The sequence below is a fragment of the Pectobacterium peruviense genome, assembly GCF_002847345.1.
In the GTDB taxonomy this organism is placed as follows: Bacteria; Pseudomonadota; Gammaproteobacteria; order Enterobacterales; family Enterobacteriaceae; genus Pectobacterium; species Pectobacterium peruviense.
The window spans coordinates 136334-151871 of the sequence record NZ_LXFV01000001.1 but is presented as its reverse complement, the minus strand read 5'-3'; the positions used below and the strand labels follow the sequence as shown (position 1 = coordinate 151871).

13 protein-coding genes and 2 pseudogenes are annotated in these 15538 nt (G+C 48.4%); all 15 read right to left on the bottom strand.

What is annotated here, in order from left to right; translation table 11 throughout:
* Positions 1-96 precede the first annotated feature (96 nt).
* The gene (rplT, locus tag A0G03_RS00665) at positions 97-453 is read right to left on the bottom strand and encodes a 50S ribosomal protein L20 (protein ID WP_005968887.1); all 357 of its coding nucleotides are present in this window, start codon (positions 451-453) and stop codon (positions 97-99) included.
* A gap of 43 nt (positions 454-496) precedes the next feature.
* A complete protein-coding gene (gene rpmI / locus A0G03_RS00660; protein ID WP_005968897.1) occupies positions 497-694 on the bottom strand; it encodes a 50S ribosomal protein L35 in 198 nt (65 codons plus the stop codon).
* Between the two features lie 95 nt (positions 695-789).
* A complete protein-coding gene (gene infC / locus A0G03_RS00655) occupies positions 790-1332 on the bottom strand; it encodes a translation initiation factor IF-3 (protein ID WP_011093973.1) in 543 nt (180 codons plus the stop codon).
* A 2-nt stretch (positions 1333-1334) separates the two neighbouring features.
* Entirely contained in the window at positions 1335-3263 is a 1929-nt protein-coding gene (thrS, locus tag A0G03_RS00650) for a threonine--tRNA ligase (RefSeq protein ID WP_048260347.1), read from the bottom strand.
* A gap of 259 nt (positions 3264-3522) precedes the next feature.
* Complete coding sequence (locus A0G03_RS00645; RefSeq protein ID WP_048260348.1) at positions 3523-4929, bottom strand: amino acid permease; 1407 nt, start codon at positions 4927-4929, stop codon at positions 3523-3525.
* Between the two features lie 113 nt (positions 4930-5042).
* Positions 5043-5306, bottom strand: a complete 264-nt coding sequence (locus A0G03_RS00640; protein WP_048260351.1) for a YebO family protein — start codon at positions 5304-5306, stop codon at positions 5043-5045.
* Positions 5307-5491: 185 nt separating this feature from the next.
* Positions 5492-6283 carry a DNA-binding transcriptional regulator KdgR gene (gene kdgR, locus A0G03_RS00635; protein ID WP_048260353.1) on the bottom strand — a complete coding sequence of 264 codons (792 nt, stop codon included), beginning with the start codon at positions 6281-6283 and terminating at the stop codon, positions 5492-5494.
* Between the two features lie 214 nt (positions 6284-6497).
* The gene (gene ogl / locus A0G03_RS00630) at positions 6498-7664 is read right to left on the bottom strand and encodes an oligogalacturonate lyase (protein WP_039322626.1); all 1167 of its coding nucleotides are present in this window, start codon (positions 7662-7664) and stop codon (positions 6498-6500) included.
* Positions 7665-8006: 342 nt separating this feature from the next.
* Complete coding sequence (gene htpX, locus A0G03_RS00625) at positions 8007-8888, bottom strand: protease HtpX (protein ID WP_048260355.1); 882 nt, start codon at positions 8886-8888, stop codon at positions 8007-8009.
* 164 nt (positions 8889-9052) lie between these two features.
* On the bottom strand, positions 9053-9901 hold the full coding sequence (locus A0G03_RS00620) for a glycerophosphodiester phosphodiesterase family protein (RefSeq protein WP_048260357.1): 849 nt from the start codon (positions 9899-9901) through the stop codon (positions 9053-9055).
* Between the two features lie 30 nt (positions 9902-9931).
* Positions 9932-11269: a sn-glycerol-3-phosphate ABC transporter substrate-binding protein UgpB gene (ugpB, locus tag A0G03_RS00615; RefSeq protein ID WP_080965242.1), complete on the bottom strand. Its 1338-nt coding sequence runs from the start codon at positions 11267-11269 to the stop codon at positions 9932-9934.
* A 281-nt stretch (positions 11270-11550) separates the two neighbouring features.
* Positions 11551-12774, bottom strand: coding sequence for an L-lactate MFS transporter (locus tag A0G03_RS00610; protein ID WP_048260359.1), 1224 nt, complete (start codon positions 12772-12774; stop codon positions 11551-11553).
* 184 nt (positions 12775-12958) lie between these two features.
* Positions 12959-13246, bottom strand: a pseudogene (locus A0G03_RS22085) (LytTR family DNA-binding domain-containing protein); the annotation flags it as partial.
* A 107-nt stretch (positions 13247-13353) separates the two neighbouring features.
* Positions 13354-13708: pseudogene (locus A0G03_RS22080) on the bottom strand (response regulator); the annotation flags it as partial.
* Positions 13705-15447 (bottom strand): sensor histidine kinase, encoded by a 1743-nt coding sequence (locus tag A0G03_RS00600; protein WP_048260363.1) that lies wholly within the window; start codon positions 15445-15447, stop codon positions 13705-13707. The pseudogene A0G03_RS22080 and the gene A0G03_RS00600, both read right to left, overlap by 4 nt.
* Between the last annotated feature and the right edge of the window lie 91 nt (positions 15448-15538).

The window sequence follows — 15538 nt, the reverse complement described above, 5'->3', positions numbered from 1 at the left end:
TGTAAATAAAAAGTCTTGTGAATAACAAAAACTAGGGTACTTGACGATATGGTGCGTGACGAAAAGAGGGAGCCAAAGCTCCCTCTTTCAACTGACTTACGCCAGTGCCGCTTTCGCTTTTTCGACCAGAGCGCTGAACGCTAACTTGTCGAATACTGCGATATCAGCCAGGATCTTACGGTCAATTTCAACAGAGGCTTTTTTCAGGCCATTGATGAACTTGCTGTAAGACAAGCCATTTTGACGGGCTGCTGCATTGATACGTGCAATCCACAGCTGGCGGAATTGACGTTTACGTTGACGACGGTCGCGGTAAGCGTACTGACCAGCTTTGATTACTGCCTGGAAGGCAACACGATAAACGCGCGAACGGGCACCGTAGTAACCTTTCGCTTGTTTCAATATTTTCTTGTGACGTGCACGGGCAACTACACCACGTTTTACGCGAGCCATATGCTCTCTCCTAAAGTCTTATTCTGAATTAAAAAAAGGTTACTTATGCGTACGGCAGACATGCAATCACAAGGCCCAGATCCCCTTTGGAAACCATACCTTTAGGACGCAGATGACGTTTACGCTTAGTCGACTTTTTGGTCAGAATATGACGCAGGTTAGCATGCTTACGCTTGAAACCACCACCGGCGGTTTTTTTAAAGCGTTTAGCGGCGCCACGTACTGTTTTAATCTTTGGCATTGTTATTTCCACTTCGCATTGTTAATAAAACGAATCAGATAAGGCGAACAAAACCGCACAACACAAAGGCCGCACGGTATTGCTACTTGAATGCCTTACTGTTTCTTCTTCGGTGCTAACACCATGATCATCTGGCGGCCTTCGATCTTCGATGGGAAGGACTCGACAACTGCCAGTTCACTCAGATCGTCACGAACGCGGTTAAGCACTTCGATACCAATCTGTTGGTGTGCCATTTCACGACCGCGGAAACGCAGTGTGATTTTAGCTTTGTCACCATCTTCCAGAAAGCGAATCAGGTTGCGTAGTTTGACCTGATAGTCGCCATCATCGGTACCAGGTCGGAATTTGATTTCCTTGACCTGAATAACTTTTTGTTTTTTCTTCTGTTCCTTTGTAGCCTTACTCTTCTCATAAAGGAACTTGCCGTAATCCATAATTCGGCAAACCGGCGGCTCGGCGTTCGGACTGATTTCAACTAAATCAACACCTGCTTCTTCGGCTTTTTCTAATGCTTCATTTAGACTTACGATGCCCAGCTGTTCGCCTTCGACGCCAGTTAGGCGTACCTCATTTGCGCGAATCTCTCTGTTGATGCGATTAGGACGCGCCGGTTGAACTCGTTTTCCGCCTTTAATACCTATACCTCCAATTGATGAAGACTACGGCTGCGAATTTCTTGCTGCAGCTTACTGATAACTTCACTGACATCTAGGCTCCCCAGGTCTTTACCACGACGAGTGCGGACAGCAACTTTTCCTGCCTCGACCTCTTTGTCGCCACAAACCAGCATATAGGGAACGCGTCGTAAAGTATGTTCTCGGATTTTAAAGCCTATCTTCTCATTTCTCAAGTCTGCTTTTACACGAATGCCCGCTTCTTGCAGTTTTTGAGTCAATTCGTTGACATAATCAGACTGGCTATCGGTGATATTGATAATCACCACTTGAACCGGAGCTAACCAAGTTGGGAAGAAACCAGCGAACTCTTCGGTCAAAATACCGATGAAACGCTCCATTGATCCCAAAATAGCCCGGTGAATCATAACCGGTACCTGCCGCTCGTTGCTTTCGCCAACGTAAGACGCGCTCAGACGACCCGGTAATGAAAAGTCGAGCTGCACCGTACCACACTGCCACGCGCGATCCAAACAGTCGTGCAAGGTAAATTCAATTTTTGGGCCGTAGAACGCCCCTTCACCCGGCTGATAGTCGAATTCGATATTATTTTCAGTCAACGCTGCTGCCAAATCGGCTTCAGCGCGATCCCACATCTCATCGCTACCAATGCGTTTTTCAGGACGCGTAGACAGTTTCACCACGATTTTTTCAAAACCGAAGGTGCTGTACATGTCATACACCATCTTGATGCAGCTGTTCACTTCATCACGAACCTGCTCTTCCGTACAGAAGATGTGCGCGTCGTCCTGAGTGAAACCGCGCACACGCATTAAACCATGCAGAGAGCCTGACGGTTCATTACGGTGGCAGCTACCGAACTCAGCCATACGCAGCGGCAGATCGCGATAGGATTTCAATCCTTGATTGAAAATCTGTACGTGGCCTGGGCAGTTCATCGGCTTAATGCAGTACTCACGGTTCTCTGATGAAGTCGTGAACATCGCTTCTTTGTAGTTATCCCAGTGACCAGTCTTTTCCCACATTACACGATCCATCATGAATGGACCTTTTACTTCCTGATACTGGTACGACTTCAGCTTCATACGCACAAACGCTTCCAACTCGCGGAAGATCGTCCAACCGTCGTTGTGCCAGAACACCATACCCGGCGCTTCTTCCTGCATATGATACAGGTCAAGCTGTTTGCCTATCTTGCGGTGATCGCGCTTAGCCGCTTCTTCAAGACGTTGCAGGTAAGAAGCCAGCTGCTTTTTATCCGCCCATGCTGTGCCGTAGATACGTTGCAGCATTTTGTTTTTGCTGTCGCCACGCCAGTAAGCACCGGAGGTTTTCTGCAATTTGAAATGGTGGCAGAAACGCATATTCGGTACATGCGGACCACGGCACATATCGACGTATTCTTCATGGTGATACAGACCTGGACGATCGTCGTGGCTGATGTTCTCATCCAGAATCGCAATTTTGTAGGTCTCACCGCGTGCAGCGAACGCATCGCGCGCTTCCTGCCAACTGACTTTTTTCTTGATTACGTCATAGTCGGTGTCAGCAAGCTCGTGCATACGCTTTTCGAGCAGCTCGATGTCTTCCTGAGTCAGGGTACGGTCGATGTCAACGTCATAGTAAAAACCGTTGTCGATAACCGGGCCAATCGCCATTTTGGTATCTGGCCATAGTTGCTTGATCGCATGGCCCAGCAGGTGCGCACAGGAGTGACGAATAATTTCCAGACCTGCGTCATCTTTAGCGGTGATGATGGCTAACTGCGCATCGGTGTCGATCTTATCGCTGGCGTCAACCAGCTCGCCATTGACGCGTCCCGCGATGCAGGCTTTTGCCAGACCGGGACCGATATCAAGTGCAACATCCAGGGGAGAAACGGCGTGGTCGTAATGACGCTGACTTCCATCAGGAAGGGTGATAACTGGCATTATAATTCCCTTATTTACAGTGGTGAGCCACACGAAAGCCCACATGCAAAAAATCGCATATCAATTGAAAATCAAAAGTGTTAACCATGCTATTTCTCTGTACTCTGCGAAATATATACACATGATGCACACGACGATAGGCGCGCATTAGCGTGACATGGATAACGTCGAGGCAATAATACACCTTATAAGTTGTGTGTTAAAGCCGGATGGGTAGCCTGCTCACCTTTGCATCGTGACGAACAGGCCACAAGACGGCTTACTGCGTTTGAGTCGACTTCAGCGCAGCACTAGCATTATTTTTGCGGGAGAACCGGAAGCCAAGCCAAATGAGAGCAATCCAGAACGGAATTAACAATACCGAAATGCGAATCCCCGGCGACAACAGCATAATCACCAAAATCCCCGCCAGAAACGCCAGACACAGATAGTTACCCCACGGATACCAGAAGGCTTTAAACGCAGGCTCAATCCCCTTCTCTATCATTGCCTGACGAAAACGCAGGTGTGCAAAGCAGATCATGATCCAGTTAATTACCAGCGTTGACACCACCAGCGCCATCAACAGTTCAAAGGCTTTACCCGGCATCAGATAGTTAATCGCCACACCCAGTGAAGTCGCTAGCGCTGATAGCGCGATAGAACGGACGGGAACACCACGTGCATTGACCTTGGCGAGAGATTTCGGCGCATTGCCCTGTTTTGCCAAGCCGTACAGCATCCGACTATTGCAATATACACCGCTGTTATACACCGATAGCGCCGCCGTCAGCACCACAACGTTAAGTACGTTTGCCACTATGTTGCTGTTCAGTGCATGGAAAATCAGAACAAACGGGCTGCCGCCGCCAACCACATTTCCCCATGGATAGAGCGATAACAAAATCGATAGCGCGCCGATATAGAAAATCAGGATGCGATATACCACCTGATTGGTTGCCTGAGGAATAGAGCGTTTCGGATCGGCAGCTTCAGCAGCCGTGATCCCGACTAACTCCAAACCACCGAATGAAAACATGATCACTGCCATTGCCATGATCAATCCGCTTGCGCCATTCGGCATGAATCCGCCATGGATCCATAAGTTACGTACCGTTGCCGTTTCGCCGCCATTACCACTCAGCAACAGCCAACTGCCGAAGACAATCATCCCGACGATGGCAAGCACTTTGATAATAGCGAACCAGAATTCTGTTTCCCCAAACATCTTCACATTAACCAAATTGATAAGGTTAATCAGCACGAAGAATATCGCTGCGGACAGCCAGGTCGGCGTCTCAGGCCACCAATATTGGATGTAAATCCCTACGGCCGTCAGCTCAGCCATCCCGACCAGAATAAACATCGCCCAGTAGTTCCAGCCAGCCAGAAATCCTGCAAAGTCACCCCAGTATTTAAAAGCAAAATGGCTGAACGAACCCGCAACGGGCTCTTCCACCACCATCTCACCCAACTGTCTCATAATCAGAAACGCAATCATTCCGGCGATAGCGTAGCCCAATAAAACGGACGGCCCTGCCATTTGGATAGTCTGCGATATTCCTAGAAACAATCCAGTACCAATCGCACCACCCAGCGCAATCAGCTGAATATGTCGGTTTTTTAACCCTCGTTTTAAAACCAGTTCCTGTTGATCATCTGCTATGTTGTTTTGAGCATTTGCCATGTTATTTTTGAGCTTCCTGTAAAGCCTTCTTTCTTTTTATCTCAATACCTGTTCGCACCATCAGCATGAAAGATGGCGTAAACAGGCAAAGGCGCGACACAGTGACTGAGCCATTAACGTTCAGGGATGACACTTTTAAACGTTAGCTCTACATCATCACTATCGAGCTCGGCAGCAAGCGTTTCAGGCTCGCTTTTCTCTACATTCTGGGGCAGCAATTTTTTCAATAATGCTAACTGCTGACGTTGCTGCTCTACGATCTCTTGCAGCAATTTCACTTGCTCATTTGCTCTGACACTCGCCCGATTGACAAAAAACCAGACCAGCGCCGCCAACAGCACAACCAGCAAGACAAAAACCACTTCTAATATGTTCACAACGACTCCACTTATAACTACCTATGACAGTACCTGTCGGCTATCTTAACACCGTGGCATAGCCAAGTTCGATACCCAAACCCATCCGTTAACCGCATCATGTTGATGCACATCGCTATGGTACTGGTACAAAAATAAAAAAAAAGCCTGTCGATAAAGACAGGCTCAAGAATCGATAGGGAATATCAGAAAGGGTAATCGTGGTAGCCCATTTGCTCAGAGATATTTCTGGCTGCGGTGTGCAGCATGGCCACATATTCGTGTTTGTTGTCTTCCGAAAAACGAATCGTTGGGAAAGAAATACTGAGGCCAGCAATCACCACGCCAAAACGGTCGAATACTGGCACAGCGATACAACGCAGCCCTTCTTCCTGTTCTTCTTTATCTTCCCCGTAGCCTTGCTCGCGCACGACATCCAATTGATTGAGAAGATCTTCCGCAGTACACAGCGTGTGCGGCGTACTCCGCGTGAATTCGACAGTAGACAGAACCTCTTCCACTTCACCGCGATCGCGCCACGCCAACAGCACTTTACCAATTGCGGTACTGTGCAATGGATTACGGCGACCAATGCGCGAATACATGCGCAGGTTATACATAGAATCAATCTTGTGGATATAAACGATGCCGTCTTCATCCAACGCGCCAAGGTGGATCGTTTCCCGCGTCAGCACAGACAACTCGCGCATCTGTATATCCGCACTGCGGATTAAGTCTACGTTCTGCAATGCTTTTGCACCAAGTTCAAACAACTTGAGCGTCAGCGAATATTTCTCTGATTCACCTTCCTGCGCGACATAGCCCAGGGATTTCATCGTCTGCAAGAAGCGGTAAACGGTACTCTTAGACATCATGACTCGCTGAGAAAGCTCGGTAATACCAATTTCTCTCTCTTCACCTAATGCCTGCAAAATACCAAAAACCTTTAAAACGGACGACACGGAATCGGGTTGTTTATCTAAATCTGCAATAGCCATTTTTGTGGTTACCCTACTCAGGTTTTTTTGTTTTAAAAAAAATAGAACAATGGTTTTAGTATAAAGGGAACGCTTTGATTATGGCAATGGAGCAATAACGATAATCAAGTTAAGTTTGAGAAATAACCGCGTCAGAGACTTAATAAAATAATATGTAAGTAAATATTTTAAAATAATCCGCACCATGAAACGTGGCGCGGATTTATTAGTATTATTAGTTCCAGACTGAATCAGGAACCTTCGCCAGATACAGCGCTGGTTTTCCATCTACGTCAGAAGTAAACAGAACCTGTTTATTATCCGGCGTGAAAGATGGGTGCGGGTGAGTGACCTGACGGTCCCCTTCCAACACTTCCCAGGATGTATTGTGCTGCGCAATACGATGTTCTTTGCCCGTTTTCAGGTTGAAAACATACAGGAACGGATCGTTCTCAATTTTGTAGCCACCATCATCCTGCACGTCGACCGGTGCATCGGAACCATCACCGACCAACAGCGTGCCATCATAGTTACTCATCAAGTGAGAGCACGGCGGCATAACGCGCAGTTGGCGATCTTCCAGCGTAACGGGATCGATACTGCGAATATAGCGGTTGGTGTCGTCTTTAAGGTAAGAGACATAAATCATCGCTGAACCATCTGGCACCCAGAATTCGTGAGTGCAGCTTTCGCCTTCAGCATGCTCTTTCACTTTACGCATGTTGGTACCATCTTCGTTGATGAACCACATACGGGCATCAACCAAGTCATGCGGGCCTTCGTGACAGAAAGCAACCGTGTTGTCATCACCTGGACGGTAGATTGGGTGACCCAGCCATTGATTTTCCTGAAGGATAGTCTCTGCTTCGCCCGTTACCAAATCGACGCGAATCAGACGACAGCAAGGGTTAGTGAAGTAGAACTCCTGGAATTTTTTCCAATCGGTCAGTGGCTTCCAGTCTTCTTTCTTGATCTCAATACCGACCATTTTGGTGCAATCGGAGTTGGCAACCCAAGTACCGTAGCCGACCCAGTCGTCAGGCACCTGATAAATCGTTTTCTCTTCCAGCGTAGCCAAATCAACACGCATCAGATTGCGGGTATTTTTCACGTAATACAGCGCATCGTCGTTCGGAGACAGGAAACCACCAAAGGTGTTATCGCCTTTGCCTTCCGTCAACTGTGTGGCGTTCTGCTCTTTTAAATCCAGCAGATAGTAGTTCCATGGGCCATCAAATGCAGCGCCAAACAGCAGCTTGCTACCGTCATTGAAGAAACACTTCTGGTAGAAATAATTGCGGTGGCAGATAACATCGGGCGGGGTTAGACGCACAACTTCGGTGCCGGTTGCTGAATCCTGGTAGGTATGAAACGTTAGGGGGATCTTGTTACCTTTGGCCATCCGTAAATCCTTAGAACTTATCATGAAGAATTTGACGCCACACGCGCATACTCTCCGATAACCTGACATTCCTGATCGTCCGACGTATCGGTCACCCCGACAGCGGTTGTTCAAAAATCAGGCCACCAATCTCACGCGAGACGCCTGTTATATCGGCATTATAGAAACAATGTTTCATTTTTCCGTGATCGTGGTTTTATTTTATAAAACATTCTTCATATTTTCACCACCTGTTTCAGATCTAATGAAAACAGTCGGACGAAGAAAGTACAGGGTTGGTGAATCAGCAACCGCAGAAATAACAAAGGCCCGAATGGGCCTTTGGGAAGATAATAGCGTGAATTACTTCAAGTATTCGCCGGAGCGCAACGCTTCAATACGCTTATCCAACGGCGGGTGTGACATGAACAGTTCGCTGAAGGACTTCGATTTGCCGTTAATGCAGAAGGCCATCATGCTGCCTTCTTCCTGCGGCTCATAACTGGTCTTCAAGCGTTGTAGTGCAGCAATCATTTTCTCACGCCCCACCAGCTTGGCAGAACCGGCATCCGCATGGAATTCACGGTAGCGTGAGAACCACATGGTGATAATGCTGGCAAGAATACCGAACACCAGCTCAAGCACGGTTGCGACAGCAAAATAAACCAACGGATTACCGTTGCTGCTTTCACCTTCATCGCGGTTGCCAGAAAGAAAGCCGGAAACAACCTGAGCGATCAGACGAGAGATAAAGATAACGAAGGTGTTTACTATCCCCTGAACCAACGTCATCGTCACCATGTCGCCATTCGCGATGTGGCTGATTTCGTGCGCGATAACCGCTTCGGCCTCATCACGGCTCATGTTTTGCAGCAAACCGGTGCTTACTGCCACCAGCGATGCATCACGACGGGCTCCCGTTGCGAACGCATTGATGTCAGGTGCATGGTAGATTGCCACCTGTGGCATCGCGATCCCAGCCTGCTGTGACTGTGAACGCACGGTTTCCACCAGCCAACGTTCGGTTTCGTTACGTGGTTGTTCAATGACTTCACCGCCAACGGACCGTAACGCCATCCATTTAGACATCAGCAGTGAAACAAACGCACCGCCAAAGCCAAACAGCCCAGCCATAATCATTAAGCCCTGGACACTGCTGGACTGAATTCCCGTCAGGCTGAGTACCAGCCCGAAAACCAACATCACCGCCAGGTTGGTGATCAGGAAAAGCGCAATACGCATCATAAAAGTCTGATTTCCTCTCGCAGAAAGATAAAGTTTGCAACACCTACATCGTATGGGTTGCCGTGGCATTTTCAAGCATTCTTAACTTTTCAGTTACTAAATCCACATAACTTTACACTTTTCAAAAGGAAAGCGGCCCCCTGCCTACTGATAATCCTTATGCATCAGCGCGACAGCGTTGACCGAAAATCAATAAATGCTGCCGCGTGATCTACCTGAATTGCACCCACGCCAGCGCGAATTAATGCTCCCCATACCGCATCAGGATCGGCTAAGGCTCGCGTATCGTTATAATCGAGCGAATGCGCGCAATCCAGCGAGTTCACCCAAATTCGTACGCCAAGCCGTTGAAATTCAGCAGACGTCTCAACCAACGCCTCAATGTAGTCAAAATTAGCTTCCACCATGGCAACGCCGAAATCGTCAACCTGCCTCAGAATATCAACAGTTATCCCCCGCTGAAGGTGAATCAGCGGCATATACGGTATCTGGGTATCCTGAGACGGCGATAAGATAGGAAAACAGGCTGAAGAAAGATTAACCGGACTTTTCATGATTACGCCCGCGCTAAGTCCTTTATCACGAATATCGCGTGCGATCACACCAAATTCGCGATCGTGCTTCACATCGACATTGATGATCACACGCCCTCGCGCCTCTTCGAGAATCTCATATAACAGTGGGACCTTTTCGTTACTCAGCGGCCATGCCGAACCACCGTCACTCCCACGTAAGCGCGCCCGACGAATCTCCTCCAGCGTCATCTGGCCAATGCGACCGCTCATATCACTCGTGCGATCAAGCGTATCATCGTGAATCACGACAACGTGGCTATCTGCCGTTAATTGCGCATCGATCTCCACGATATCCACACCCAGATGAATAGCTTCTCGCAGCGCCGCCAGCGAATTTTCCGGCGCCGATGCCCAAACACCGCGATGTGCTACTGCCAGAACCGCCGTGTTTTGCGCTGTAATTAATTCCTGAGTTATACCTTTACCTTGCTTTGTCATCAGTCGAAAACTCCACATAAACGGGATATATCACGAATGACGGGACACCGACTGCGCAAAATGCTGCAACAGAAGATCACCGCGCGAAACCACATTATCCAGCGCCTGCTGGGGCGTTTCTTGTTCTGCCCAAACTTTCTCCAACTCTTCGTCCATGATGGTACGAATTTGCGGCATATTGCCTAATCGAAACCCGCGCGTATAAGGCAATGGTGGCTTATTGGTTATCTGTTTCATGGCAACATCACTGCCGGGGTATCTGGCATAAAACCCCTGCTCGCGCGTCAGATCGTAGGCTGGCTGCGTCACCGGCAAATAGCCTGTCATCTGATGCCATTCGGCAGCATTTTCCGGCAGCGTAAGGAAATGCAGGAATTCAGCAATCCCTTGATAATGAGAGGCCGTTTGGCCTTTCATAACCCAGAGGCTTGCCCCTCCGATGAACGTATTCTGCGGCGCGCCTTTAGCCTCTTCGCTGTAAGGCAGCATCCCTACACCGTAATGGAATTTGGCATAGTTCTGAATCTTGCGTAGCCCACCCGATGAGGTAGTCAATATGCCGCAATCACCGTTATAAAAGCGGGTAGTGCCCTCGTCATTGCGGCCGAAATAGCTGAATTCCTTCTTCTTCATCATCTCTGCAAGCTGAGCAATGTGTGCGACCTGCAACGGGCCGTTCACCAACAGATGCGCATCAACACCATCGAAACCATTGTTTTTCGTCGCAATCGGCAGCCCGTTCCACACGCTAAAAGCCTCCAATAATATCCACCCCTGCTGTCCTGCATTGGTATAGCCGCATGTCATCCCACTCTGACGCAGTCGTGCCGCATCGTACGCTAGCTCATTCCAGGTGCGTGGAGGCTTATCGGGATCGAGTCCCGCTTTGATGAACGCATCTTTGTTGTAGTAGAGAACAGGCGTTGAGCTATTAAACGGCTGGGAAATCAGATGTCCGGTCTGGCTGTCGCTGTAAAACAGCGCCACGGCGGGCAGAAAGGCTTTTTCGTCATTATCGATACCAACCTGTTTGAACAGGTCATACACTGGGACAATCGCTCCGCTGTGCATCATATTCGGCGTACCGACATCATAAACCTGCAAAATATCCGGCGCGTTACCGGTGCGATAGGCGGCAATGCCAGCGGCAAGCGTCTGCTCATAGCTGCCCTTATAGATAGGTTCAACGTGGTACGTCGTCTGAGATTCGTTAAACCGATTGACCAGCCGTATCAATTCCGTGTTCAGGTTGCTGTCCATGCCATGCCAAAATGTCAGTTCAACGGCCGCTCTGGCAGACAGCGGGACAAGTAAAACCATACTCAACAGCATCAAAAAAACAGATGTGAACCTAAACCGAATCATCATGGTGTTTTCTCCGGTTACTATTCTCATTTTCAAGGGACGTCATGTTTAAAGGACGTCATTTTTAAGATCGGTTGTTTTTAAGGAAGCCCGCTTCAGGGAAAAAACGTGCCGATAACGACGCTAGGGTTCGCCTGTGACACGTGTATGACTGGGAAAGTGATGAACTGTATCGCGATATTTCAGCAGATGAAGAGAAGGTGTTTTGAGGCAGGAAAGAGAAATAATCTCGCGCTGGGCAACATATGAGACCCAGCGCGATGTTCTGTTAACGTGGCGTTCTATCAGCTCTGTGCGTGTGCCATATCAGCACGCATTGAGGCAGCAACGGGCTGATGTTTAGGCGGTTTAATCCACAGGGTAATCAGCAGCGAGACAACAGACATAATGATGATTGCCATAAATGTCGCCTGGAATCCACCGAGTTGTGCGGCGATAAACGAGCCAGACAACGCGCCGATACCAAATCCCTGATAAATCACGCCATAATTTTTACTGTGATTTTTCAGGCCGAAGAAATCACCAACAATCGCTGGGAACACCGTGATGTTGCCGCCAAAGCAGAAGGCAATCGCGCTGACACAGGTAAAGAACAGAATTGGATTAAGCGGCAGGAACGTCATCACGGACACAGCCAGAATTGTCACAAACAGCGTAAAGGTGATGACCCGCATACGCCCGACATTATCGGAAAGCGCCCCAAGCACAATACGCCCAACGGTATTAAAAATCGCAATCGCAGACACGGCATTTGCCGCCGTCGCCATATCCATTCCGGCCATTTGCACGCCGATATCTTTCACAATACCGATCAAATACAGACCGCTCATGCACGCAGTGAAGAAGATAATAAACAGCAAATACGATTCTTTGGTTGCCAACATCTCAGCCAGCGAGAAATCACGCGCCTGTCCCTGAATCGCAGCTTGTTGTACCGGCACCGCAGCGGGCTCTTTCAGCAATGAACTCCCGACCAGAATCATCGCCATAACGATAATTCCCCAGTAGAAAAAGGTTTCTGATACACCCACTTCCGCAATCAAAAAGCTGTTTACATATTTAAACAACAGACTTCCGGTACCGAATGAGCCAACCGAAATACCCGCGATCAGCCCTTTGCGATTGGGGAACCATTTGATCAAATTGGACAGCGTCGTGATGTAAGCCGTGCCGTCAGCAAAACCGACAACCACCCCCACTAGCAGATAAATCAGCGTCAGCGACGGACTCACGGCACTCGCCATCAGACCGGCACCCAGCGCGATGCCAGCAATCATGGTCAAGCGGCGCAAGCCAATACGTTCCTGAAATTTACCAGCAAATAGCGTTGCAAATGCCAGACAGAAGCTGGTGATTGAAAACGTCGTTGCAACGGAACTCAACGTCCAGCCAAATTTGTCCACCAGCGGCTGGTTGAATAAACTCCAGGTGTAAATCGTGCCAAGTCCCATTTGGGTGATAATGGTACCGAGGACAATCAATCCCCGATTAACAGGTTTAGTATTCATGGGTTTTCCCCTACATCAAAAATTGGTCCGATTCACTCGGCACGCTAAAAAATATAAGCTGATGTGGAGAAGAGAAAAGCCATCAAAACACTGTCAGCTTATGGGCTGAGGCCAGTATACAAGCGGGCTGACAGTGATTGATCGAATGGGGAATGAGATGCCTGAAACGCGGAATGAAATGCCTTTAAAGACGCATCAATGACCTGAACTCCTTTATTTTGCTCCGGCTGACCGGGACTTCAAAATCCAGATCGTTCAATCGCAGGATATACGTATTGTTAAACCACGGCACAATTTCACGGATTTTCGTCAGGTTGACACAGTAAGAACGATGACAGCGGAAAAAATAGTCTTCCGGTAGGCGACTACAAAACTCCGTAATATTCATCGGCATGATGAATTCCTCACGGCGGGTATAAACCAGCGTGACCTTTTCCTGCGCGGCCGCGTAGTAGATATTGTTAATATCCGTGACGATAATCCGTTCGTCTTTCATCAAATTAATCGTTTGCTGTGCGCCTCTTGGTGCGCTCGAATGCGCGCCCGTTTCAACAGCGGGTGCAATTTGCCGCTGTTGCCAGGTCGCTTCCAGCTTACGCAACATCGTAATGATGCGAGATTCATGATACGGCTTGAGAATGTAATCGAAAGCCTCGACTTCAAATGCCTCGACCGCATGTTCTTTGTACGCCGTAATAAAAATGATGTAAGGCTTGTGCGCGAATTTGCTGATATTTTGCGCCAGCCAAACGCCGTCTAACGATGGAATATTGATATCCAAAAAGATCGCATCGACTTCGTTATGTTGCAGATACTTCAGGACATCCAACCCGTCATCAAATGTTGCCTCAATCGTAATATCACTGTGCTGCTTGATGAGATAACTCAGCTCTTGCTGCGCGAGGAACTCATCTTCAACAATAATGGCTTTCATGGGTTGCCTCCTGTTTGCTCAGCAGCATAGCTTGATGACGGCACTTGCACGGTATCCGGCAATGCCGACGGGGTTTTATCGTCTCGTGGGATGTAGAAATAAATCTCAGTTCCAGGTTCCAAACGGCGAATATGCAGGCCATCACCATAGAGCAGCCGGACCCGGTGATGAACATTCAGCAGGCCGATTTTATTCCCCGGCAATTCATTGCGCGCAACGCGATCCATCGTTTCCTGACTGATGCCGTGGCCCGTATCTTTTACCGCCACCAGCAACTTATCGCCCTGATCTTTCACGGACAGCACCACGGTTCCCTTCCCTTTGAAAGGCTGAATACCATGCACAATCGCATTTTCCACCAGCGGCTGAATTAATAAGCTAGGAATTTTGTACGCCACATCGTCGTCAATGTCGTAAATCACCGTCAACTTCGCGCCAAAGCGTGCCTGCTCAATCGCGATATAATCTTGAATTTGGTACAGCTCTTTTTTTATATCAATCAGCGCATCGTCGTTAAGTTCGAGGTTATAGCGCAAATAGCGAGACAGATTGATGACCAACTGGCGCGCCGTATCGGGATTAATACGAATGGACGAGGAAATCGCATTCAGAGCATTAAAAAGAAAGTGCGGATTGATTTTACTTTGCAGCGCTCTCAGTTCCGCCTTATTTGCCATATCACGCAGTTGTTCTGTACGGGAAACCTCAATTTGCGTTGACATGATTTGCGATAGGCCGACAGCCATCACGCGTAATGAATAAGTAATTTTATGGGCATGGCGATAATAGATTTTCAGCGTGCCAGTCACCTGCCCGTGTTCCCACAGCGGGATGACAATCATCGAATGAATTTCCGGCGTAAGATGCTGTTCATCATTATTTTTAATGATGATTTTACCGTCATGGATCGCCTGCTGAGTCATCGGGCTGATAATATCGTGGCCGATATTATATTTGTCTTCCCCAATCCCCACGTAAGCCTGAATGTGCTGCGTGTTCGTTATCGCCACTGCGTCCGCATTAATTTCAGTACGAATGATCCTACAAATAGCCGTCAGTGAATCGCTGTTAATGTTGCGGAAATACGGCAGTGTTTTGTGTGCGATATCCAGCGCGAGTTTGGCCTGCCTAGCGGCAATCACCTCTTTTTCATTCGCGACGCTCTGCACCAGCAGTACAATCAGGCCAATACAGATGGAGCCAAGAATCATCGGCACGGCAATTTTTGAAACAATATCCAGTCCTAACTCGATCGGCGTCGCCCATGCAACAACCAGCAGCATGGTTAATGACTCACACAGCATTCCGCCCAGAATCCCGATACTCCACTGCTGCTCTTTTTTGATTTTCTTATTGATGTAACCGGAAGTGATACCCGCGATGATGCTGGTAATCAGGCAAGGTACAGAGGTAATGCCATCAATATCAATTAAATAACGGTGTGCTCCCGCAATGATACCCGTCGCGATCCCCACCCAAGGGCCGAAGAGAATACCGCCAGACATCACGGCAATCACCCGCACGTTGACGAGCGATCCTTCAACATTAATTCCGGAATACGTACCGAACAGAGCAAACAGAGAAAAGATGGCCGTCACCGTCACTCGCTCTCTCGGTGAATGTTGCTCTTTTTGCAGCAATTGCCTGAACTGGCGCGTTCTAGTCAGGAAGAATAGGCAAATCAGCATCAGGGCAGCGCGGTCAAAGACCGCAAGGAGCATTTCAAATATTTCGTGCACGGGACATCCGGTACTGGGTTACAAGCCAGCACTATAGAAAAAATGTGATCCACATTCCACTTTTTAGTCTGTTAACCGCGTAGGAAGCGCA

Excerpts from the sequence above, each read along its gene's own strand:
- A0G03_RS00620 (WP_048260357.1), bottom strand. The coding sequence starts at position 9,901 with ATGACAAAGCAAGGTAAAGGTATAACTCAGGAATTAATTACAGCGCAA.
- ogl (WP_039322626.1), bottom strand. The coding sequence starts at position 7,664 with ATGGCCAAAGGTAACAAGATCCCCCTAACGTTTCATACCTACCAGGAT.
- A0G03_RS00610 (WP_048260359.1), bottom strand. The coding sequence starts at position 12,774 with ATGAATACTAAACCTGTTAATCGGGGATTGATTGTCCTCGGTACCATT.
- ugpB (WP_080965242.1), bottom strand. The coding sequence starts at position 11,269 with ATGATGATTCGGTTTAGGTTCACATCTGTTTTTTTGATGCTGTTGAGT.
- thrS (WP_048260347.1), bottom strand. The coding sequence starts at position 3,263 with ATGCCAGTTATCACCCTTCCTGATGGAAGTCAGCGTCATTACGACCAC.
- rpmI (WP_005968897.1), bottom strand. The coding sequence starts at position 694 with ATGCCAAAGATTAAAACAGTACGTGGCGCCGCTAAACGCTTTAAAAAA.
- A0G03_RS00645 (WP_048260348.1), bottom strand. The coding sequence starts at position 4,929 with ATGGCAAATGCTCAAAACAACATAGCAGATGATCAACAGGAACTGGTT.
- htpX (WP_048260355.1), bottom strand. The coding sequence starts at position 8,888 with ATGATGCGTATTGCGCTTTTCCTGATCACCAACCTGGCGGTGATGTTG.
- rplT (WP_005968887.1), bottom strand. The coding sequence starts at position 453 with ATGGCTCGCGTAAAACGTGGTGTAGTTGCCCGTGCACGTCACAAGAAA.
- kdgR (WP_048260353.1), bottom strand. The coding sequence starts at position 6,283 with ATGGCTATTGCAGATTTAGATAAACAACCCGATTCCGTGTCGTCCGTT.